General features: G+C 70.7%; 15 protein-coding genes. 3 read left to right on the top strand and 12 right to left on the bottom strand.

Annotated elements, in window-relative coordinates:
* Positions 1 to 12 precede the first annotated feature (12 nt).
* Complete coding sequence (locus tag SLINC_RS01715) at positions 13 to 1,377, bottom strand: BTAD domain-containing putative transcriptional regulator (RefSeq protein ID WP_067425822.1); 1,365 nt, start codon at positions 1,375 to 1,377, stop codon at positions 13 to 15.
* A gap of 145 nt (positions 1,378 to 1,522) precedes the next feature.
* Between SLINC_RS01715 and SLINC_RS01710 the strand changes: the two genes are divergently transcribed.
* Positions 1,523 to 2,038: a hypothetical protein gene (locus tag SLINC_RS01710; RefSeq protein WP_067425819.1), complete on the top strand. Its 516-nt coding sequence runs from the start codon at positions 1,523 to 1,525 to the stop codon at positions 2,036 to 2,038.
* Positions 2,039 to 2,087: 49 nt separating this feature from the next.
* Here the strand turns inward: SLINC_RS01710 and SLINC_RS01705 are convergent, their stop codons facing one another.
* Both SLINC_RS01705 and SLINC_RS01700 read right to left on the bottom strand, forming a co-directional pair.
* Entirely contained in the window at positions 2,088 to 7,283 is a 5,196-nt protein-coding gene (locus SLINC_RS01705) for a family 43 glycosylhydrolase (RefSeq protein WP_067425816.1), read from the bottom strand.
* 440 nt (positions 7,284 to 7,723) lie between these two features.
* Positions 7,724 to 8,557, bottom strand: a complete 834-nt coding sequence (locus tag SLINC_RS01700) for an alpha/beta fold hydrolase (protein WP_067425813.1) — start codon at positions 8,555 to 8,557, stop codon at positions 7,724 to 7,726.
* A gap of 132 nt (positions 8,558 to 8,689) precedes the next feature.
* On the opposite strand from SLINC_RS01700, the gene SLINC_RS01695 reads away from it, so the two are divergent.
* Positions 8,690 to 9,544 carry an acyl-CoA thioester hydrolase/BAAT C-terminal domain-containing protein gene (locus tag SLINC_RS01695; protein ID WP_067425810.1) on the top strand — a complete coding sequence of 285 codons (855 nt, stop codon included), beginning with the start codon at positions 8,690 to 8,692 and terminating at the stop codon, positions 9,542 to 9,544.
* A gap of 45 nt (positions 9,545 to 9,589) precedes the next feature.
* Here SLINC_RS01695 and SLINC_RS01690 read toward each other — a convergent pair whose 3' ends face one another.
* The 5 genes from SLINC_RS01690 to SLINC_RS01670 form a co-directional block, all read right to left on the bottom strand.
* The gene (locus SLINC_RS01690) at positions 9,590 to 10,606 is read right to left on the bottom strand and encodes a sugar kinase (protein WP_225988208.1); all 1,017 of its coding nucleotides are present in this window, start codon (positions 10,604 to 10,606) and stop codon (positions 9,590 to 9,592) included.
* Between the two features lie 84 nt (positions 10,607 to 10,690).
* Positions 10,691 to 11,461, bottom strand: a complete 771-nt coding sequence (locus SLINC_RS01685; RefSeq protein ID WP_067425806.1) for an amino acid ABC transporter ATP-binding protein — start codon at positions 11,459 to 11,461, stop codon at positions 10,691 to 10,693.
* Complete coding sequence (locus SLINC_RS01680; protein ID WP_067425803.1) at positions 11,461 to 12,111, bottom strand: amino acid ABC transporter permease; 651 nt, start codon at positions 12,109 to 12,111, stop codon at positions 11,461 to 11,463. The genes SLINC_RS01685 and SLINC_RS01680 overlap by 1 nt, the downstream gene beginning before the upstream one ends.
* Entirely contained in the window at positions 12,111 to 12,854 is a 744-nt protein-coding gene (locus SLINC_RS01675; protein ID WP_067425800.1) for an amino acid ABC transporter permease, read from the bottom strand. Before SLINC_RS01675 ends, SLINC_RS01680 begins: the two co-directional genes overlap by 1 nt.
* Positions 12,855 to 12,902: 48 nt before the next feature.
* On the bottom strand, positions 12,903 to 13,691 hold the full coding sequence (locus tag SLINC_RS01670) for an ABC transporter substrate-binding protein (protein ID WP_079164365.1): 789 nt from the start codon (positions 13,689 to 13,691) through the stop codon (positions 12,903 to 12,905).
* A 320-nt stretch (positions 13,692 to 14,011) separates the two neighbouring features.
* On the opposite strand from SLINC_RS01670, the gene SLINC_RS01665 reads away from it, so the two are divergent.
* The gene (locus SLINC_RS01665) at positions 14,012 to 14,818 is read left to right on the top strand and encodes an IclR family transcriptional regulator (protein WP_067425794.1); all 807 of its coding nucleotides are present in this window, start codon (positions 14,012 to 14,014) and stop codon (positions 14,816 to 14,818) included.
* A 17-nt stretch (positions 14,819 to 14,835) separates the two neighbouring features.
* On the opposite strand, the gene SLINC_RS01660 is transcribed toward SLINC_RS01665, so the two are convergent.
* From SLINC_RS01660 to SLINC_RS01645, 4 genes are all read right to left on the bottom strand, one after another.
* Entirely contained in the window at positions 14,836 to 16,263 is a 1,428-nt protein-coding gene (locus SLINC_RS01660) for an APC family permease (protein WP_067425791.1), read from the bottom strand.
* A 173-nt stretch (positions 16,264 to 16,436) separates the two neighbouring features.
* Entirely contained in the window at positions 16,437 to 18,782 is a 2,346-nt protein-coding gene (locus SLINC_RS01655) for a glycosyl hydrolase family 95 catalytic domain-containing protein (RefSeq protein WP_067425787.1), read from the bottom strand.
* A gap of 123 nt (positions 18,783 to 18,905) precedes the next feature.
* On the bottom strand, positions 18,906 to 19,790 hold the full coding sequence (locus SLINC_RS01650; RefSeq protein WP_067425784.1) for a PfkB family carbohydrate kinase: 885 nt from the start codon (positions 19,788 to 19,790) through the stop codon (positions 18,906 to 18,908).
* A gap of 28 nt (positions 19,791 to 19,818) precedes the next feature.
* A complete protein-coding gene (locus SLINC_RS01645; RefSeq protein WP_067425781.1) occupies positions 19,819 to 21,294 on the bottom strand; it encodes a glutamate-cysteine ligase family protein in 1,476 nt (491 codons plus the stop codon).
* Positions 21,295 to 21,439 lie beyond the last annotated feature (145 nt).

Raw genomic sequence — 21,439 nt, 5'->3', positions numbered from 1 at the left:
CCTGCTGCCTGCTCAGGCGATACCGGCCGCCGTGCACGCGGCGCGCGCCGACTCCTTGCTGCCGCAGGTCGCCAGACTGCACCAACGGCGGCGCCCGCGCCGGTCCAGGAAGAGCCAGCCGCAGCTCTCGTCGGGGCAGGAACGGATCGTGAAGCGCCGTGGGTCCGCGAGCAGTTCGGCGGCGCTGCGGGCGACCGCGCGGACCGGCAGCCGCAGGTCGGCGGTGCGGGACGGCAGCCAGCGTGCGAGTCCGTCCTCGCCGCGGGTGAACACCGAGGCCCGGGCGGCGTCCTCCACGACGGCGGCCACCGCCTTGAACGCCCGGCCGTCGTCCGGATCCGTCAGACAGGTGTACAGGTTTCCGCGGAACTCCCGTGCCTCGTCCAGGGCTTCGGCGGCCGCGTCGGGACGCTGCCGTGCCTGGTCGAGGAGCCGGGCCACGGACACGTCGTCCGCCAGGTCCATGTGGCCGGCCCACACCGCGAGCGTGGCGTAGGAGCGCAGCCAGTCCGAGCCCGGCAGGTGGGGGCCGCGCCAGCCGGCGTAGGTGTTGCAGAACTCCAGGGCCGGGTGCCCGCTGGTGTTCCAGGGCAGCCACTCCTCGCCGACCCGTACCGCGTAGACCGGCGCGGGAGGCCGGTCCAGGCCGGGATCGGCGCGCAGCACACGGTCGTGCAGCGTGCGCAGCCCGGCGCCCGGGTCGACGCCGAACCCGGTCGCCAGCGCCCGGGCGGCGCTGCGGTACAGCTGGAGGGCGTCGGCCTGGCGGCCGCTGCGGTGCAGCGCGAGCATCCGGGCGGCGACCAGCCGTTCCCGCTCGGGATGGTCCTGGACCGGCGCCATCAGCTCGGTCGCGACCCGCTCGTGCCCACCCATGTCGAGCTGGGACTCGGCCCACTGCTCCAGGGTGGACAGGCGCAGCTCGTTCAGCCGGCCGCCGATCCGGTCACGCAGCCGGTCGTCGGCCATGTCGGCGAGCAGCGGCCCGCGCCACAGCGCGAGGGCCTCGTCGTGCAGACGCACCCGCTCCGCGGGATCGCCGACGCCGGTCGTCTGCTCGACCAGGCGGACGAACTCCCGCGCGTCGACCCGATGCTCGTCGGCCTCCACGACGTAGCCGTCGTGCCGGGTGTGGATGCGCGGCCCGTACGGCTGGAGGGCGGTGCGCAGTCTGCCGACGTAGGTGTGGACCGTGCCGCGTGCCGAAGGGGGAGCGGCGCCGTTCCAGAGGAGATCGATGAGGCGCGCGGTGGTCACGCCGTGGCCCGCGTGCAGCAGCAGGATCGCCAGCAGACAGCGCTCCTGGCGGCGGCTGCCCACCAGCACCGGCTGCCCCTGGTGACGGGCGTCGAACGGGCCGAGCAACCGGAACTCCATGATGCGCGCAGCCTAGCGGAGCGCTCGCGCCCGTCTGCGCCGGCGAGCATGGTGAGGGTTTGGTGAGCGGGAAGGGCGAGGCTGGTCAGGGCGGCGCCCGAAGGCGTTGGCCGTATCCGATCCGACCTCACCTGGGGGAAGACCCATGCGACGAGCCGTCGTTGCCCTGCCCGCCCTTGTCGCCGTGCTCTGGGGCGCGGTGCCCGTCTCGGCCGTGTCCGCCGCTCCGGGCACCGGGTGGGAACCGGCGCCCGCCACGCCCTGGGACGTCCCGGCGGGCGCCCGGTGCGATTTCCCGGTCCACGGTGAACCCGTCGTGGACGAGGTGGTGCGGCGGGTGCTGGCCGTTCGCCCGGACGGCTCGCCGCAGAGGGTCGTCTACAAGGGTGATCTGGTGGTGCGGGTCACCAACACCGACTCCGGTGCCTCCCACGACGCGGACGCCAGTGGCACGGCCGTCGTCGACTACCGCGCGGACGGCTCCCAGACGTGGCGCGTGCGCGGCCCGGTGCTGGTCGGGGTGGCGGAGAACGGCGGCAATCTGCCGCGCGGCCTGTACCTCGTCGACGGGGTGTACACCCTGGACATCGACTCGACCGGCTACAAGACCGTGACCATGGCGCACGGAACACTGGACGAGCTGTGCTCGCACATCGACTGACAGGGCGGCCCCCGCCTCGCGGGAGCCGCCCTGTCGGTGAGATGTGTCGTCAGCGGTCGCCGAGGGCGATGACGCCGATGATCCTCGCGCCGGTGGTGTTGTCGTAGAGGACGTCACCGCCGGACTTCTTCCAGATCCTGATCCGGAAGGTGTCCGGGGCGTCGGTCGCGGTGACCCGGAAGGCGTACCCGCCGATCCCGTTGACCGTGCCGGAGCCCTGGTACACGGCCTGGGATCCACTGACCACGAGCCAGTCGGAGCCGGTCGAGCGGAACTTCAGCTTGGCGGGGCCGAAGTCCAGGGTGACCCTGCCGAGGGGAGCGACGGTTCCCTTCGTGTAGGCCGCGGCGAAGGAGAAGGCGGCCGTGCCGGCCAGCTTCGGCTTGGCCGGGTGGGCCCCGGCCGGGGAGGTGAAGACCCCGGCGCCGAACACGGGCCCGGCGGAACGGTCGTAGACGATCAGCTCGGGGAGCGTCCTGCTGTCCGCGGCGCCGTCGTCGTCGGTGACGGTGACCACCGGCCGGTGGATGCCCGCCTTGGTGTAGGCGTGCTCGGCGCGGCAGCCGGAGGCGGTGACGGTGCCGGGCCGCGGCTCGGTGCCGTCCTTCCAGTCGACCACGCAGGTGTGGCGGTCGCTGCTGCCCGCGTCGGTGAACGCGGTGGTGACGACGGCCCGCCTGCCGGCCGAGACCGGGGAGTCCGGGCCCGTGGCGGAGGTGAGGACCGGTGCCGCGTTGGCCACCGTGACGGTCGCCCTGTCGCTGCTGCGGCCCCCCGTCAGGGTGACCTCGAAGGTGCCGTCGTCGGTGCAGGTGACCGTCGTGGTGGCCGCACCGGCGTCGGCGAAGGCGCAGGGCGCCCCCTCCTCGGCCGTCCACCGCGCGCCGCCCGCCCCGGAGAGCGTGCCGTGCAGCCGGATCGCGTCGCCTTCCTTGCCGCTCGCGTCCGCACCGGCGTGGACGACGGTCACCGGGTCGATGCCCGTCAGCGTCGGCACGACCTTCTTGATGAGCCCGTCCGCGCCGAACTCCAGCCTGTCCAGGGTCGTTTCACGATGCGTGCCGTCACCGCCGGGGATGGCGAAGCGGTGATAGGCGATGTACCAGTCGTCGCTGTTCGGCACCTGCACGACCGAGTGGTGGCCGGGACCCTTGATGCCGAGCGAGAGGTCCTTCTCCAGGATCACGCCGTGCTTGGTCCAGGGGCCGGTGGGGGAGGGGCCGGTGGCGTAGGCGACACGGTAGTTCTCGTCGCGGGTGTCGTTCTCCGACCACGTGAAGTGGTAGGTGCCGTCGCGCTTGACGACGAACGCGCCCTCGTTGTAGCCGCTGGGCGTGATGTCCTTCATCTTCGTGAGGTCCAGGGAGGTCATGTCGTCGTTCAGCGGAGCGACATAGGCGCGGCCGTTGCCCCAGTAGAGGTACCTCTGCCCGTCGTCGTCGGTGAACACCGCCGGGTCGATCATCTGGCCGCCGAACTGGCCCGCCTTCAGCAGCGGCTTGCCCAGCGCGTCCTTGAACGGGCCGGTCGGCGAGTCGGACACCGCGACACCGATGTTGGCGTCGGCGCAGAAGTAGAAGTAGTACTTCCCGTCCTTCTCCGTCATCGTCGGCGCCCAGGCCCTGCTGTCCGCCCAGGAGACGTCCGGCCCGAGGTCGAGGATGACGCCGTGGTCCTTCCAGCGGACCAGGTCGGTGGAGGAGTACGCCTTGAACTGCGTGCCGCTCCAGCCATCGAAGCCGTCGGTGGTCGGGTACAGATAGAAGGTGTCGCCGAACCGCACGATGTTCGGGTCGGCGTTGAGCCCCGGCAGCGAAGGGGACTTCATGATCAGCGCCGAGACGGTCCAGGTCCGCTTCTTGCCGTCGGACCCGGTCACCTCGTACGTCACCGGCTTGCCGAAGTCCTGGACGCTGCCGGAGGCGGGGCTGATCGCCGCGCCCGCGGCGAGGGCGAACTCCGGGGCCAGCGCGGTGAGATCGGTGCCCTCCTTCATCGGCAGCGTGATCCTGCCGTTGGCGTTGTCGACGATCGCGTCGACCTTGAGCGCCGGGTGCGTCGCCTTGGCGATGCCCGCCGTGTTGCCGCTGAGCGCCATGACCTCGGCGCCCGACAGAGCCCGGTCGTAGACGCGGAAGTCGTCGACCTCACCACCGAAGTACGGGTCGGCCGCGTACAGGGACCTGCCGATGTAGCCGCTGTAGTCCTTGGCGGCGTCGTACAGCTCCGACGGCTTGATGGTGGTCGTCGTGCGGGCCGCCTCGACGCCGTCGGCGTACAGGACCATCGCGCCGGTGGCGCCGTCGAGCGTCACCGTGACGTGCCGCCACTGGCCGGGCGTGAGCTGCGACCCGCCGGTCAGCTTCGACTCCGCCGACCAACTCGCCTTCGTGATGGCCGAGTAGAGGCTGGAGCCGCCGTTGGACGGGGTGGCGAACAGGTACTTGTCGCTGTCGGGCCCGAGCCCGAACAGCCACTGGAAGCCGCTGCCGCCCTGCCACTTGGCGTACGTCGAGACGGTGATGCTGTCGGCGTCCTTCAGCACACCGTTCGGGATCTTCACATAGGGCGAGGTGGTGGCGTCGCCGGACATCTTGAACGAACCGCCGTGCACGCCCGTCCCGAACTCGGGGGTGCGGACGTAGGTGCCGTGGTGGCCGTGGCCGCTGGAGTCACGGACGATGCTGCCGCCGGTCTCGTCGAAGTCGTAGTGCAGGAGCAGGTCGGCCGGAACGTCGGGGCCCTCCGCCGATACGGTGACTTCGGCCCGGACCGGTAGCGCGGTGCCGTCCGGCAGGCTGCCGGTCACGGTGAAGGTGCCGGCCTGCGCGTACTGCGAAGCCGGGATGTCCTCCCAGGTCACGGCGACGGGACGCTTGACGCCGTCGGCGTACTCGGCGATCACCGTGGCCGGCAGGACCGGGGCCTGGCCGATCCTGGTCCGCACCGTGACGTCCTCGACATCCCGGATTGTCTGGTCCGGCTGGTAGGCGCGCAGCAGCCGGTCGTACTCGGCCTGGGTGACCGGCAGCACTGTGCCGTGGCGCGGCTTGGACGGCAGGTCGTAGTCGGTGGACGGGGTCCAGGTCCCCGAGGCGAGGTCCGTCGTCTCGAACGGGATGTAGCCGCGGCCGCCGAACTCGTCCAGGAACGCGTACCACTTCTCCTCGGTGTTCGACTTGAACACCAGCGGCCCCTCGGCGGCGCTCATCGCGCCTTTGCCGATGCCCTCGGCGACCGCGGTCCAGTTCGTGTCGAGGATCGAGTCGCTCTTCTCCTCGAAGATGAACTTGCTGTTCGGGGTGGAGGAGCTGTTGTTGCGTTCGTCCTTCGACAGGCGGTAGTACATGCCGTCGTGCTGGACCATGGTGGAGTCGATGACCGAGTAGCCGCGGTCGATCCACACCTTGGGCTCGCTGAACGTGTAGAAGTCACGGGTCGTCGCGTACATCATGCGGTTGTACGTGTCGCCGGAGTGCGCCTCGTTGTCGTACAGCTTCGACGCCCAGAACACCACGTACTGGCCGAGCTTCGCGTCGTAGAACGCCTCCGGCGCCCAGGTGTTGCCGGCGCTGTCGGGGGAGACCTTCACCAGTCGCTGGTTCGTCCAGTGGACCAGGTCGGTGGACTCCCAGACCATGATGGACTTGCTGCCGGTGCGCTGGGAGGCGTCCCAGTCGCCGTTGCCGTAGATCCTCAGGTCGGTGGCGATCTGGTAGAACTTGTCGCCCTCGGGGGAGCGGATGATGAACGGGTCGCGCAGGCCCTTCTCGCCGAGCGTGGACGTCAGGACGGGTTTGCCGTCGTTCAACTCCCGCCATTTCAGCGGGTCGTTGCCCTTGCTGAGCGCCGCGTAGAGCTGCTCGCCGTCGGAGGTGCCCTCGCCGGTGAAGTAGCTGAACATGTAGCCCTTGAGGGCTTCCTGCGCGGGCAGTTCGGGGACCTTCGCGGTGAAGGTGCGGGTCGTCCTCGCCTCGCCCTTGGTGACGGTGGCGGTGAGCTCGGCGGTGGTGGCGCCCTCGCCGTGCGCGGGGCGGTGGACCACGCCGTCGGCGGAGACGACGTCCGGGTGCGCGGAGGACCAGGAGACCTCGGTGCCGTACTGGCCGCGTGCGGGGAGCGTGAGGTTGCCGCGCGCGTCGTCGAGGTTGTGGACGGTGAGGGCCTGGGCGGCCTGTTCGGTGGCCGTCCGGTCGTCGGCCTCGGGCAGGACCGTGACGTCGAAGGACCTGGTGTCGGTGACGGTGCTCTTCTTCAAGGTCGCCGTGAGGGTGGCGTGGCCGTTCGGCCGGCCCGCCGCGGGGCGGGTGACCTTGCCGCTGTCGGACACCACGGAGGTGTTGTCGCTGCTCCAGCTGATGGTGGAGCCGCCGGCCGTGCCGGCCTTCGGCAGGTCCAGGTCACCGGTGACCGCGCTCGTGTCGCCGAGGCTCAGCGCGGCCTTGTCGTCGGCGACGCCCTGCGTGGCGACCGGCAGGGCCAGCTGCCCGACCTCGGAGGCGTCCAGGGCCCGGTCGTAGACCCGGAAGTCACGGATCCTGCCCTTGAGGAGCTTGTCGCCGGAGTAGACCGACCTGCCGATGTAGTTGGCGGTGGTGGCGCCGGAACCGATCGCGCCGGGTGTGATGGTGACCGCGGTGTTGCGGCCGACCTCGACGCCGTCCTCGTAGAGCACACCGGTGTTCCCGGCCTGGGTGTAGGTGAGGTGCTTCCAGACCGCGCGCGTCAGGTTGTGCGAGTCGGTGGCCCTGGTGGTCTGTTCCGTCGACCAGTTGCCGGTCGCGATCGAGGTGCGCAGGGAGTTGCCGGTGGTGAAGAGGTACCCGTTGCCGTTGCCTGCGCTGGAGTTGCCGAAGCCGTAGATGAAGTACGGCGTGGCCTGCGCCGGGTCGATCAGCACGTCCGTCGAGACGGTGATCGCGTCCATGCCCTTCATGACGTCGTCCGGCACCTTCACATAGGTGTCGGAGCCGTTGAAGGCGAGCCCCTGACCGGTGCCCGACCAGTCGGCGGTCCCGTTCACCGTGCCGTCGCGGCCGTGGCCGGAGGCGTCGGTGACGGTGCTGCCGGAGGCGCCGTCGAGTTTGTACCAGAGGGCCAGTCCATCGGTGACGTCCGCGGTCTCCGCCGCCTGGGTGGGAACGACGGGAGCGGCGAGGCCCAGGAACAACGAGGCGACGGTCAGGCTGGCGAGACGGCCCGCCCAGCGTCTCGCGCGGCTGCGCGGACGTGCGATGTACGTCATATGGAGTGTCCCTGCTGAGGCATGGCTGACGGAGGAAGGAGACAGAAGGCAAGGGGGAGTCGGCCGGGAACGGGCGCCTCGGCCAGGGGCGCCCCGTTGTTTCGGCTGTGTCACCTCGTGTTGCGAGAGTGTCAATCGGCTGGTGGTGCACCGTCAAGAGGTTTCGAACGATGTCCGACAGGTCGAACGACTTGTTTTCCCGGGCTCAACGGCCCACGGCTGCGGCGAGTTGAGGTGCCTGACGGGGGCAGGCTCCGGCGCCATGGAGTGGCGAACCGTCGTCTTCGCCGACCGGCCCGAGTTCATCCTCCACGAGCCGGTGGGCGGCCCACGCAAGCTCTCGCTCTCCTGGAGATCGCCCACGAGAACGACCAGGGGGAGCTGGTCGAACCGAACGTGTGGGTGCGACACCGCTGAGACGGAACGGCGATCCCTCGGCGTCAGCGCGGTTGCCGGAGGAAGTCGAGCAGCAACGCGGTGAGGCGGGCGGGGGCGTCCTCCTGGACGAGATGGCCGGCACCGGCGATGGGCTCGAAGCGCGCGTCGGGGATCCGGGCGGCGAGCTCGCGTCCCCTTGCCACCGGAATCCAGGTGTCGTCCTCGCCCCAGCACACGAGCGTGGGGACGGCGATCTCCCCGTAGCGTTCCTGCACTTCGTCGGTGTAGCGCTGGTCGGCCTGGGCGATCTGCCGGTAGAAGGCCCCCTGGCCCGGATCACCGAGCCAGGGCCGCACCAGCTGGTCGAGGACCGTCGGGTGCAGTCCGGGACTGCTCGCCGAACTGACGTACTCACGCACCAGAGCCCGGTGCAGCGCGGGCGGCAGTTGCTCGAACACCTCGGACTGCTCGCCGACGAGCCGGAAGAACGGCGAGCCCCACGGGGCCAGCGCCACCGGGTCGACCAGAGCGAGCGCCCGGTACAGGGCTCCGTGCAGCAGATGCGCCCGCAAGGAGACGGCGCCGCCGAAGTCGTGGGCGACCACCAGCGGCTCATCGAGCCCCCAGTGCTCCAGGAGCTGGCTGAAGATCCTGCTCTGGACGGCCAGCGACACATCCTGACCGGCGGACTTCTCCGAGGCCCCGTACCCGGGCATGTCCCACACGAACACCTGATGGTGGCCGGCGAGCGCGTGCGCGATGTCGCGCCACACGTAGGAGGAGAACGGTGTGCCGTGCAGGAGGACCACCGGGTCCCCGTCGGGTCGTCCGAGGCTGCCCCAGCGGACCTCGCCCGCCGCGCTGTGGAAGGTCTCGGTCAGCTGCCACTCGGTCACAGGTGGTGTTCCTCTCGGTCGCCGCGCGGACGGAATGCCACGCCCCCGAGGCATCTGCCCCGAGGTCCCGGCGATGATGTCCCCGGCGGACGACCGGGCCGCGCCGACAGGCCGGGACGGAAGGGGAACCACGTGGATGTCGTCGAGCGCGAGCTGACCGACCCGTGGGAAGGCGTCGTGGTCACTCCCGCCCACGGCAGCGCCATCGGCGTACTGGTCCTGGCCGGCTCCAGCGGTCGCGTCGAACGGGAAAGAGCACACCTGCTCGCCCGGCAGGGTGTGACCGCCATGTCGATCCGCTGGTTCGGTGGGCCGGGACAGCCCCCGGGGATCTGCGAGGTCCCCTTGGAGACCTTCACCGAGGCCGTCGACCTCCTGCGGGCGAGCGGCGCGGAACGGATCGGCATCCTCGGCGCCTCCAAGGGGGCCGAGGCCGCACTGCTCACGGCGGTGCACGATCCGCGCGTGGACGTCGTCGTCGCGGTGTCGCCCCCGTCCCGGGTCTGGTGCAACATCGGAGCGGGCAGCGACGGAGAACAGCGTCCGTATCGGTCGTCATGGACCTGGCGCGGGCGACCGGTGCCCTTCGTGCCGATGGACGACTCCTGGAGTTCCCCTGCCGCGCCGGTGGCCATCCGCGGCTGGTACGAACTCAGCGAGCGGACCTACGCCACTCTCCTGCCTGCGGCGAGGATCCCGGTCGAGAGGGCCCGGGCCGACCTGCTGCTGGTCGCGGGCGGCGACGACGAGATGTGGCCGTCCCTTCTCCACGCCGAACGCCTGGCCCGGCGCCGCCGCTCGGCCGCGGCACCGGTCCGTCTGATCTCCCGCCCGGACGCCGGCCACCGCCCCCGCTTTCCCGGCGAGAGCCCGGCGCCCGCCTCCCCGCGCTTCCGCTACGGCGGCACGCCCGAGGCGGACGCACTGCTGGGCGCGGCCGCGTGGCCCCACGTGCTGGGCATGCTCCGAGGCGGGAGCGGACCCTGATCGCGGAAGCCGTGATCCGCGCCGGGTGCGCCGCCACCGGGCGGGTCAGGGCAGACGCAGGCCGGCCCAGGCCGCGTCGTCGAGCGCGAGATGGCGCTCGAGAGCGTCCCGGATCAGGACCGGGGGAACGTCCTCCCGGGTACTGAGCGTCGCGGCGGCCGCCAGGTGCCCCAGGCGCAGCCCGTCCGCGGTGGTCCGGCCCTCCAGCAGGGCCGCGAGGCAGCCGGCGGCGAAGGCGTCACCGGCACCGACCCGTTCCACGACGCGGGCGGCGGGGGTGGGGACGAACGTCTCCTCGCCGTCGGCTCCGAACGCCGTCGCGCCGTACCCGGCGTCCTTGACGACCAGCGCCGGACCGGGACCGAGCAGGTCACGCACCTCCTGCGGTGTGCGGGTGCCCCACAGGGTCTCGGCCTCGTCCCGTCCGACGAGCACAAGGTCGGCGTCACGGGCCAGTCCCATCAGCACGGGGGCCGCGTCGGCCGGCCGGTGCCGCCACAGAGCCGGCCGGTAGTTGACGTCGAAGGAGATGACGGGCCCGGGGACGGCCCGCCGGGACACCAGGTGGGTGACCAACTCCGCGCAACTGTCCGACAGGGCCGCGGTGATGCCGGAGAGGTGCAGCACGCGGGCCCGGGCGAGCAGCGGCAGGTCCGCCAGGCCGGGACCCATGACCGCGGCAGCGGAGTCCCGGCGGTAGTAGTACGTGCCGGTTCCGTCAGGACCGGGGTCCTTGAAGTAGACGCCGGTCGGCCGTCGCGGGTCCGTCTCGACGGCGGAGACGTCGACGCCCCGCACGGCCAGGTCGTCCAGCACGCGCCGCCCGAGCGGATCGTCGCCCACGCGGCCCAGCCAGGCGGCCCCGTGCCCCAGGGCGACCAGGACGCAGGCCACGTTGGACTCGGCTCCGCCCACGGCGAGGGTGAGTGCCCTCTGGTGCGCGAGCGGTCGGGCGTCCACGGGGCCGAGTACGGCCATCGTCTCCCCGACGCACACCACGTCGGCCGTGCTCGCGGAGCCGGACGGCGGGCGCGACGGCGAAAGCTGAGGCGGGATGAGCACGAGGGTTCCTTCTTGCGGGACTGCGGGACTGAGGCGCTGCGCGCTTCCGGAGCGGGCGGGGTGTCAGGACGGCGGGCAGATCCCTCAGGTGTCGAGGACCCGGTGCAGGAACTGCTGGGTGCGTGGTTCGGCGGGCCGCCCGAAGACCTGCTCCGGCGGGCCCTGTTCGAGGACGACACCGCCGTCCATGAACACGACCCGGTCGGCGGTGTCCCTGGCGAAACGCATCTCATGGGTGACGACGACCATGGTCATGCCGTCCTCGGCGAGGGAGCGCATGACGCCGGTGACCTCGCCGACGAGTTCGGGGTCGAGGGCGGAGGTCGGCTCGTCGAAGAACATCATCGCGGGGTCCATGGCCAGCGCGCGGGCGATGGCGACGCGCTGCTGCTGGCCCCCGGAGAGCATGCCGGGGTAGGCGTCGGCCTTGTCGGCGAGTCCGACCCTGGTCAGGGCGGCCCGTCCGCGCTCCTCGGCGTCCGTCCGGGACAGCTTCCTGACCTTCAGAAGGGCGAGCGTGACGTTGCCCAGCGCGGTCTTGTGGGGAAAGAGGTTGAACTGCTGGAAGACCATCCCGACATGACCGAAGATCTCCGGGGCGCGCTTGCGGTCGTGCAGCGGGACGCCGCCCACCCACACGTCCCCGCTGTCCGCCCGCTCCAGGTCGCACATGATGCGCAGCAGGGTGCTCTTGCCGGAGCCGCTGGCGCCGATGAGGACGACGACCTCTCCCGGTTCCACGTCGATGTCGACGCCCTTGAGGACCTCCAGGTCCCCGAAGCGCTTGTGCACACCGGAGAGCGAGATCCGTGACGTGGTCACCGCCTTCTGCGGGGCGGCGGAATCGGTGATCATCATGCGGTGACAGCCTTTCGCTCCATGTGCCGCACGAGGAGCGACAGCGGGTAGCAGATGACGAAGTACAGGACGGCGACGGCGATGTAGGACGTGGCGGGGTCGCCCACGCGGTCGATGACGGCCTGCCCCTGGCGCACCAGCTCGACGTAGCCGATCACCACCGCGATCGAGGTGTCCTTGATCAGGGAGAGGTACTGGCCGACCAGGGGAGGGAGGACGATCGCCCGGGTCTGCGGGAGGACGACGCTCAGGAACGTCTGGAGGCGGGGCAGGCCCAGGACGCGCGCCGCCTCCCACTGGCCGCGGGGCACCGCCTCGATGCCGGCCCGGAAGATCTCCGCGATGTAGGCGCCCTGGTAGAGGGTGAGGGCGAGCAGGGCGGCGCCGAAGACGGTGATGCCCACGAGGCCGAGGTAGGCCGCGCCGAAGTAGATGAAGAGCATCTGGATCAGCAGCGGTGTGCCGCGGAAGACCTCAAGGTAGGCCCGGGCGAGCTGGGCCAGGAGCGGGATGCGGCTGGTGCGCACGGCCGCGACGACCAGCCCGAGCAGGGTTCCGGTGGCGATCGCCGCGAGCGACAGCAGGACCGTGGCCCACAGCCCGGAGACGTACAGCTCGCGGTTGGACCAGATGACCGACCAGTCCATCAGGCCTCCTTCCGGACGGGGCCCGCGGTACGGGCCGGCAGCAGACGGCGTACGGCGCTGAGCGGACGAGGCCGTGCGGGGGTGGGCAGTGATGGCTTGAACGCGACGCGTCCGACGAGCCCGGCCACCAGGACGACCGCGTTGGTGAGGACCAGGTAGAGCACCGCGGCGATACCGAAGACCTGGACGGTCAGCAGGGTGCGGGAGTTGATGACCATGGCGGTGCCCGTCAGCTCGGGGACGGAGATGGCGGACAGCAGCGAGGAGCCCAGGATGATCTGGACCAGCTGGTTCACCACCGCGGGGTAGACGTTGCGCAGCGCCTGCGGGAGGACCACGTGCACGAAGGTGCGCGCGGGGCTCAGGGCCAGCACCCGGGCGGCCTCGCGCTGACCGCCCGGAACGGCCTGGATGCCGGCGCGGAAGATCTCGGTGAGATACGCGCCGACGTTCACGCCGAGGGCCAGCACCCCGGCCTGTACCGGGCTCAGCCGCAGGCCGGCCGAGGGCAGGGCGAAGTAGGCGACGAACATCTGGAGCAGCACGGGCGTGTTGCGGACGACCTCGACGTAGACGGCGGCGGGCGCTCGCAGCACCGCGTGGCGCGATCGGCGGGCGAGCGCGCCGAGCAGACCGAGGGCGAAGGCGAGCGCGAAGGCGGCGAGCGAGAGTTTCAGCGACAGCCAGGCCGCGTCGAGGTAGGTGGTCCAGTCCCGGAGGGCATAGGTCCAGTCGACGAACATGGGACTCCTCCACAGGGCGGCGGCAGCGGGCCGCCGCCCCACCGGGACTCAGTAGGACGGGGTGAGCGGGTAGACGCGGTCCACGCCGAACCACTTCTTGTACAGGGCATCGGCCTGTCCGGAGGTGTTGAACTCCCGCAGCCAGGTGTCGACCCACTGGAGCCAGGTGGCGTCGCCCAGCGGTACGCCGATGCCGTTGTATTCGAGCGGCACCACGGAGTCCTTGGTGACCTTGAGCGAGGGGTCCGACTTGGCCTGGAAGTTGAGGAAGTTGGAGTCCTCGACCATGGCGTCGGCCTGGCCCTGCTTGACGGCGAGAACGGCGGCGGAGGAGGTGTCGTACTCCTGGATCTTCGCCTTCGGGTTGCCGGCCTTGACCGCGTCGCCGTTGGTCGAGCCCTTCGTCACCGCGACCGTCCTGCCGCCGAGGTCCTTGAGGGTGGAGATGCCGCTGGACTTCTTCACCAGCATCACCTCGCCCGCGACGATGTAGGGATCGCTGAAGGACACCTGCTTCGCCCGCTCGGCCGTGGTCGTGAAGTTGCAGACCACCGCGTCGACCTTCTTGGTCTGGAGGTTGGGGATGCGGTTCGCGGACGTGGTGTCGACGATCTTGACCTTGACGCCGAGTGCCTGGGCCATGGCGGTGGCGACGTCGACGTCGAAGCCCTGCGGCTTGTTGTTCTGGTCCATCGAGCCGAACGGCGGGAACGTCAGACAGCTGGCGACGTTGAGGGTGCCGCGCCTGATGACGTCCTGAAGCGTCGAGGCCTGCTGGTTCCCGGCGGAGGTGCCGCTGGCGGAGGTGCAGGCGGAGAGCGATGCGACGGCAGTCACACCAACACAAATCGTCATCAAGGAGCGAGTACCGTGACGAGGTCTCATGACAAGCGTTCCCTTCCGGGAGGGTGAGGGCGGGCCGGAGCGGCCGAAGAGGGGGCGAACGCCGTCGATCGCCAGCCGGAGTTTTGCAATGCAGAACTGCATTTCGCATCGCGTTGCGCAGAAGCTAGCCCGACGGTCCGAGGTCGTCAACGGCTGATTTCAATATGTGATATTCGGTTTTGCAATGCAGTACCGTAGGGTTCCGGACGGGCCCCTGGACGGGTCCGCGGGGGCTGACCGTCCTCGCCCGCATCCCCACAGGAGGCACCCGCGTGGATTCGCCCGACGTACCCGGCACCCGGCGCAACGCCTCGTCGTCCCTGCGCCGTGCGCTGAGCATCCTGAGGTACCTGGCCGAGAACGACACCCATCCGCACGGAGCCTCGCTCACCGACCTCGCCACCGGCCTCGCGATGAGCAAGAGCACCGTGCTGCGGCTGGTCGGACCGCTGCGGGAGGAGCGGCTGGTGGATCAGGACCCGGAAAGCGGCCACTACCGGCTCGGGCCGCAGAACGCCCTGCTCGGTCAGCTCTACCTGGAGCGGCTCGACATCCGGCGCACGGCGTCGCCCCTGCTGCACCAGCTCGCCCAGGACGTGCGCGAGGCGGTGCACCTGGTCAGCTTCGATCCCCCTGAGATCATCTACATCGACAAGGTCGAGAGCCCGCAGGCGGTCCGCATGCACTCCCGGGTCGGCGGGCGCCAGCCGGCCTACTGCACAGCCACCGGCAAGGCCTTCCTCGCCCACGCCGCGGACGACGTCCTCGACCGGGTGACAGCGGCCGGCATGCCCGCCCGCACCCCGGCGACCATCACCTCCCCCGGGGAACTGCGCACCGAACTCGCCCGCATCCGTGAGCGCGGCTACGCGGTCGACGACGTGGAGAACGAGCTCGACATCCGCTGTGTGGGCGCACCGGTCTTCGACCACAGCGGCACCGTCGTCACCGCGGTGAGCATCTCGGGCCCGGCCTCCCGCGTCACGCACGACCGCGTCGCGGAGATCGGCGCACGCGTGACCGAGACGGCGCAGGCCCTCACCGACCGCCTCGGGGGACTCGTCCCGGGCTCGCGCTGACCCCGCCCCGGCCGGGCCTAGTGCGGCGCCTTACGGTCCGGATCGTCGGCCGCGGGAGCGGCGCCGCGGCGCATGTACCAGGTGACGGCCCACAGGACCAGGCCGACCAGCAGCAGGACACCGGCGATGCGGTACTGGTCGCCGGGGCGGCCGGAGGACCAGGGCAGGACCAGGTACAGGCAGGTCACCGTCCCTACGACGGGCAGGACCCGGCCGGCCCGGAAGTGGTCCACGTCCACCTCGTCCTTGCGCAGCACGAGCACCGACACGTTGACGACCGCGAAGACCGTGAGCAGCAGCAGCGATGTCGTCCCGCCCAGCAGCGCCACCACCGGGCTGTCGGGGCTCAGCGAGACGTAGGTGATGAGACCGAACGCGATGCAGGTGGTGAACAGGATCGCCGCCGTCGGAGTGCGGCGTACGGCGTGCACCGCGGACAGGAACGGCGGCAGCACGCCCTGCCTGCCCATCCCGTACAGCAGACGGCTGGCCATCATCATGTTGATCAGCGCGGAGTTGGCGACGGCGAACATCGAGATGAACGGCAGCAGGTCGGAGATCGGGAAGTCGGGCGCGGCGGTCTGCACCACCGTGGCCAACGGCGTCTCACTGTCGGCGAGCCGGCCGACCGGAACCACCGCCACGGCACAGACGGACACCAGCACGTAGATGACACCCGTGATACCGAGACCGGTGAACATCATGCGGGGGAAGATCCGGGCCGGATCCCTGGTCTCCTCCGCCATGTTGACCGAGTCCTCGAAGCCGACCATGGCGAAGAAGGCCAGCGAGGTCGCGGTGCTCACCGCGAGGAAGACGTTCTTGTCGGAGGCGGTCTCGAAGGCCACGACACGGGAGAAGTCGGCGTCCCCGCCCGCGATGAACCAGCCGCTGATCAGGATGACGAGGAGCAGACCGCTCAACTCCACCGCGGTCAGCAGCACGTTGACCTTCAGGCTCTCCGCGACACCCCGGAGGTTGACCAGCAGCACCAGCGTCATGAAGCCCAGGGCGATCAGCAGGATGACGCCGTTGCCGACGTCGAGATCGAAGCCGGTGGCAAGGTTGGCGGCGAAGGCCCGCGAGGCCGCCGACGCGGAGGTGATGCCCGAGCACATCACCGCGAAGCACACCAGGAACGTCAGGAAGTGCTTGCCGAACGCCTTGTGCGCGTACAGCGCGGCACCCGCGGCCTGCGGGTACTTGGTGACCAGTTCCAGATACGAGCAGGCGGTCACCAACGCGACCGCGAACGCGATGAGGAACGGCAGCCAGGCCGCACCCCCGACCTCCCCGGCGACCTGCCCGGTCAACGCGTAGACGCCGGTGCCGAGGATGTCACCGACGATGAACAGCAACAGCAGCCCGGGCCCCATCACCCGCTTCAGCTCGGGCTGGTCACCGCCGGTGGTCGCGGTCGGACTCGATGAACTCGTTGGGGACATGGCTGATCCTTGTCGTCGTCGCCGGCTGTTCACCTGCGTCGCGCGAGCGCTGCGCCTCGGTCGGCATACCCGGCACGGCCGCCGCGATACCCTCCGTCACTCAAACGGTGAACAGGTCGACGTCGAGACGCGGAAGCTGTCGGGGCGTGAGTGAACTCGGCGCCCCACGGCGATCAGGCGTCCGGCAGCCCCCAGCGCGGCGCGTCCTGGTTCGGACGTACGGGTACGACCGTCAGGTCCGGTCGATCGCCCCTGGCCGTGATCAGCGCCGACTCGCCCTTGCGCAGAGCGATCCGGATCGCTCCGTCACCGGCGTCGGAGTACCGCAGCGGCCGACCCCGGCCGTCCCGTACGTCGACCGGCCCCGCGATGCCGTGCCGCACCGCGCAGGGCGCCCCCGCCTCGCTGACCAGCCGCACCCAGCGGGTGGTGCCACCCTGGCGGCGCGCGCCGAGCAGGAAGGCGCCCTGCGTACGGAAGTCGTGCACGACCAGGTCCGCCCAGGCGGCCGGCAGCGCGGGGAACACCCGGATGACACCGCCCCAGGACTGGCACACCATGTCGTGCAGCGACTGGGCCGCCGACAGCGGCGTCTCGATGACCGGCCCCGACTCCTGGTACATGGTGTTGGGCTTGACGAAGCGGCTCATCAGCTCACCGAGATACCGCAGCGCGTCCTCACCCTTGCCCAGCAGCGCCGACATCGAGGCGGCACCCGTGAACGTGTAGCCCTGGAGGGCACCCTCGAAGCCCACCCAGTGCGCCAACGACCGCTCGATCAGGGCGCGTTCGTCGGGCGTGCGGCCGGTCACCTCGTACAGCGGGTACACCGCGATCAGATGGGAGTAGTGGCGGTGCGACTTCGCGAAGGGGAGATCCGCGCCGATCATGAACCCGTTCGCGTCCGTCGGATACGGCACCCGCTTCGCCAGCACCTCGCGCCAGCGGGGCACCAACGGGTCGTCGACACCGAGGAGTTCGGCGGACTCCAGGAGGGTGCGACAGCCCCAGGTCACAAGCATCAGGTCGTAGTTGCAGTCGCGTGAGTTTCCGCCGTACTCCGGGGAGAAGGTGGCGGGCAGATGCAGCCTGCCGTCAGGGCCCGGTTCCAGGAAGTGGAGGTAGTAGTTGACCGCTCCGCGCAGCAGGGGATGCAGGACGTCCCTGAGGACCGACACGTCCATCGTGTGCCGGTAGCTGAGCCAGACGTTGTGCAACGCCCAGATCAGATTGCCGACCTCGGGGGTGGGCGGGTCCTGGCCGGGGACGCCGACGCCGTAGCCCATGAGGGCACTGGACGCGCCGTTGGCCAGCTGGGGGTCGGTGGTGCGGGGGATGCCGAGGGAGTCGGAGCGGTACGGCGCCGGTGTCTCCTGGGCGAGGGTGTCCCGGTACTCGCTCAACGCCCTGGTGATCGCGTCGAGTTCGAGATGGTTGGAGCCGTGGATGAGCCAGTACTCCAGCTGCGCGTTGAGGTTCCACCAGGTGTTGGGCCACGGTGTGGGTTCCAGCCACGGACCGCTCGTCGCCATCACCGGGGCGTCCCGGCGGGCGGCGGAGGCGGCCTTGTACAGCTGGATCCAGTAGAACCGCTGGATGCGGGCGTCGGGCAGGGACAGGAAGCTCTTGCGGTAGAAGGCGTGCCACCAGGCGCGGTGATCCACCGTGAGGGCCGGGTACGGCAGCCGGGCCGCGGCCCGGACCGTCTTGAGGGCCCGGCCGAGGGCCGTGGTCCCCGGGTACGAGTGCGCGACGTGCACGTACAGGGTCCGCGCCCGCCCGCTGCCGCGTTCCTGCCAGGCGGTGACGTGCTGTCCGCCCGCCAGCAGAGGCTGCACGGCCGCGCTGATTCCGTCGTGGTCGGCGACCTGGGCGGGCGGGTTTCCCTCGTAGCCGTCCGGCAGGGGCTTGAACGCGGCCCGCGGGCTGATCGCGTCCGCCGGGTGGAACACCCACCGGAAGCCGCGCTCCCCCTCGCTCGCGATCACGTCCACGGCGAGGACCGAGCGTGCGGTGTGGACCACGGCGCGCAGGGCCAGGGTGCCCTTGTCGGTGGTGAGGGTGCCGGTCAACTCGGCGTCGTGCAGCGACAGCCGCCAGTCGAGGCCGGTGATCGCACCCACCGGCTCCAGAGTGAAGTGCCCGATCGGCAGCCGGGCCAGGCCGAAGAGCGAGCCGAACTCCGGGCGGTGGTCCTGCACTTCGGAGTGCTGGACGTTGAAGCGCACGGCCGTCGAGGCGGCGCCGCCCGGTTCGGCGTAGATCCCGGAGCCCAGGAAGCCGTTGCCGAGGAACGGGCCCTCGGACCAGGTTGTCGGCATCCGCCGCCAGACGAGGTCGGCGTCGTCGAGGACGGTGCGCCAGGGGTCGGCGGGCCGCGCGGTGCCGTCCACGCGGTCGGCCGCGGTCGCCTCCATGGGCGCAGCCGGGGCCGGGCCCGCGGCCAGGCCCGGAGTCACGAGGGTGCCGCCCAGGGCGGAGCCGGTGGCGAGGACGGTACGTCTGGACGGAGAGGACACGCGGCCTCCAGGCGGGCTCGGCGAATCATCGGAGCTATCCCGCGATGCAACATAGGGAAGAGGTCGTTGTGCGTCAATGAAACGGAATAGATCCGATGTGTTGAAGTGCTGGGAGGGATGGTCTCAGCCGTCCCGCAGCCACGCCCGGGTGCCGAACGACGTACACGCCCGCGAAGCCACCGCGGCAGCGCCACGCAGTGCCTCCGCGAAACCGGACGAGGTCACCTCGTCCTGGAGCGCCAGGTAATGGCAGAACGTCCCGTGCAGGAAGTCCCCCGCGCCCAGCGTGTCCGCCACCCGGACGGCGGGCACGTCCACCGTGCCTCCGCCCCCGGGGCCGGCCCACACGAGGGACCGCCCTCCCCGGCTCACCGCCGACCAGACGACGCCGTACTCCCGCAGGACCCTCAGGGAGTCCACCGGTGTCCTCGCACCGGGCGGACGGAAGTCCTCCGAGCAGACGGCCACGTCCACCGACGGCAGCAGCTTCTCCGTGCCGTCCTTCCAGCTGCCCGCGTCGAGCACGGTACGCCGTCCCGCGGCGCGCGCCGCGCGGGCGGTGGCGACCGCCAACTCCATGTGGTGCCCGTCGAGTTCGACGACGTCACACGCGCCGACCAGGGCGTCGAGATCCTCGGGCGGGGAGAGCCGGTGTCCGGTGGTGTTGGTCGAGGCGACCGCACGGTCCCCGTTGGACGCGGTCACGAGCACGGAGGACACCGCGGGCGGCTCGGCCGAGTCCGCCGCGAGGTCCACCACGGTCACACCCAGCTGCTCCAGGTCGGCCGCGACCGTGACGCCCAGCGGATGGGAGCCGATCGCGGTGAGCAGGGTGGGGCGCCCGCCCAGGTGGGCGAAGGCCACGGCCGCGTTCGCCGCCGGACCGCCCGCGGCCACGACCTGCTCACGAGCCGTCAGTTTCTCGTTGCCGCCCGGCACATGGTCCACGAGCTGGATGATGTCGAGGGTGCTCAGGCCGACGAACAGACCCCGGGGGCCTCGCCTCACAGACACCGCCGCGCCGGCCGCCGCCGCATCAGTCGACCGGCCACGTGTGAGCGGGAACGTTGAGATGCATGTAGTCGATGTACAACTGCGTCATCCGCCGCAGAGCCTCATGACGGCCGTGCGTGGCGTCGTGGATGCGGTGGAACATCTCCTTCTGCCAGACCGCACCGTTGCGGCCGGTGACGCACCGCTGCTCGATGACGCCGAGCAGCGGATCGCGCCAGGCCGCGTCCATACCGGACAGTTCCAGACCGCGGTGCGCCAGCGGCAGCAGCCGCCGCAGGACGAGTTCGGCCACCGGTACCTCACCCATACCGGGCCAGTACAGCCGTGCCTCGATGCCGTGCCGGGCCGCGGCGTGCAGGTTGTCCTCCGCGGCCTGGAACGACATCCGTGACCACACCGGCCGTTCCTCCTCCACCAGGGCGCGCGTCAGACCGTAGTAGAAGGCGCCGTTGGCGAGGGTGTCGGCGACGGTCGGGCCGGCGGGCAGCACGCGGTTCTCCACCCGCAGGTGCGGCCTGTCGTGCGCGACGGCGTACACCGGGCGGTTCCAGCGGTAGACCGTGCCGTTGTGCAGGGTGAGCTCGGACAGCTCGGGCACGTCACCGCGGTCCAGGGTCTCGGCGGGGTCCTCCTCGTCGCACAGGGGCAACAGCGCCGGAAAATAGCGCAGGTTCTCCTCGAAGAGGTCGAAGACGCTGGTGATCCACCGCTCCCCGAACCACACCCGCGGCCGCACCCCCTGCACCTTGATCTCCTGCGGCCGGGTGTCGGTGGCCTGCTCGAACAGCGGAATGCGGGTCTCGTGCCACAGCTCCTTGCCGAACAGGAACGGAGAGTTCGCCGCCAGCGCGACCTGGACCCCGGCGACGGCCTGCGCCGCGTTCCAGTAGTCGGCGAACTCATCGGGGGAGACCTGGAGATGGAACTGGGTGCTGGTGCAGGCGGCCTCCGGCGTGATCGTGTCCGCGTAGGTCCGCAGCCGGTCCACGCCGTCCACCTCGATGTGCAGATCCTCACCGCGGGCGGCGAAGACCTGGTCGTTGAGCAGCCGGTAGCGCGGATTCTCCGACAGGGCCGCCTCACCGACGTCCGCCTGGCGGAGGGTGGGCAGGATCCCGGTCATGATCAGACGGGCGTCGACGGACCGGGCACGTTCGTCCGCGTGGTTGAGCGCCTCCCGGATCTCCCGCTCCCAGGAGCCGGGGCCACCGGCCGTCAGCCGGCGCGGCGGAATGTTGATCTCCAGGTTGAACCGGCCCAGCTCCGTGGCCCAGGCCGGATCCGCGATCGCCTCCAGCACATCGACGTTGCGCATCGCCGGCTGCGCCGCGTCGTCGACCAGGTTCAGCTCGATCTCCAGCCCGACCTGCGGACGCTCGGACTCGAATCGTGCCTCGCGCAGCATCTGCGCGAGCGCCTCCAGACACTGGTGGATCTTGATCCGGTAGCGGCGGCGGTCCTCGCGAGTGAACACCATCGCCGGGACGTCCCGACCCATCGGCCCTCCCGGGTTCTCCTCCTCGGACGGCTCTGTCTTCAGCGTCGCACCATCTCTCGCCCCTGACCAGGCGGGACGACAGGACGAACACCGGTCCCCACCAAGCCCGCCACGACGTCCCCGTATGCTCCGACCGTGGCTGACA

Source organism: Streptomyces lincolnensis (genome assembly GCF_001685355.1).
GTDB lineage: Bacteria > Actinomycetota > Actinomycetes > Streptomycetales > Streptomycetaceae > Streptomyces > Streptomyces lincolnensis.
The sequence above is the reverse complement of the archived record's forward strand: the minus strand, read 5'-3'. Positions and strand labels throughout refer to the sequence as shown.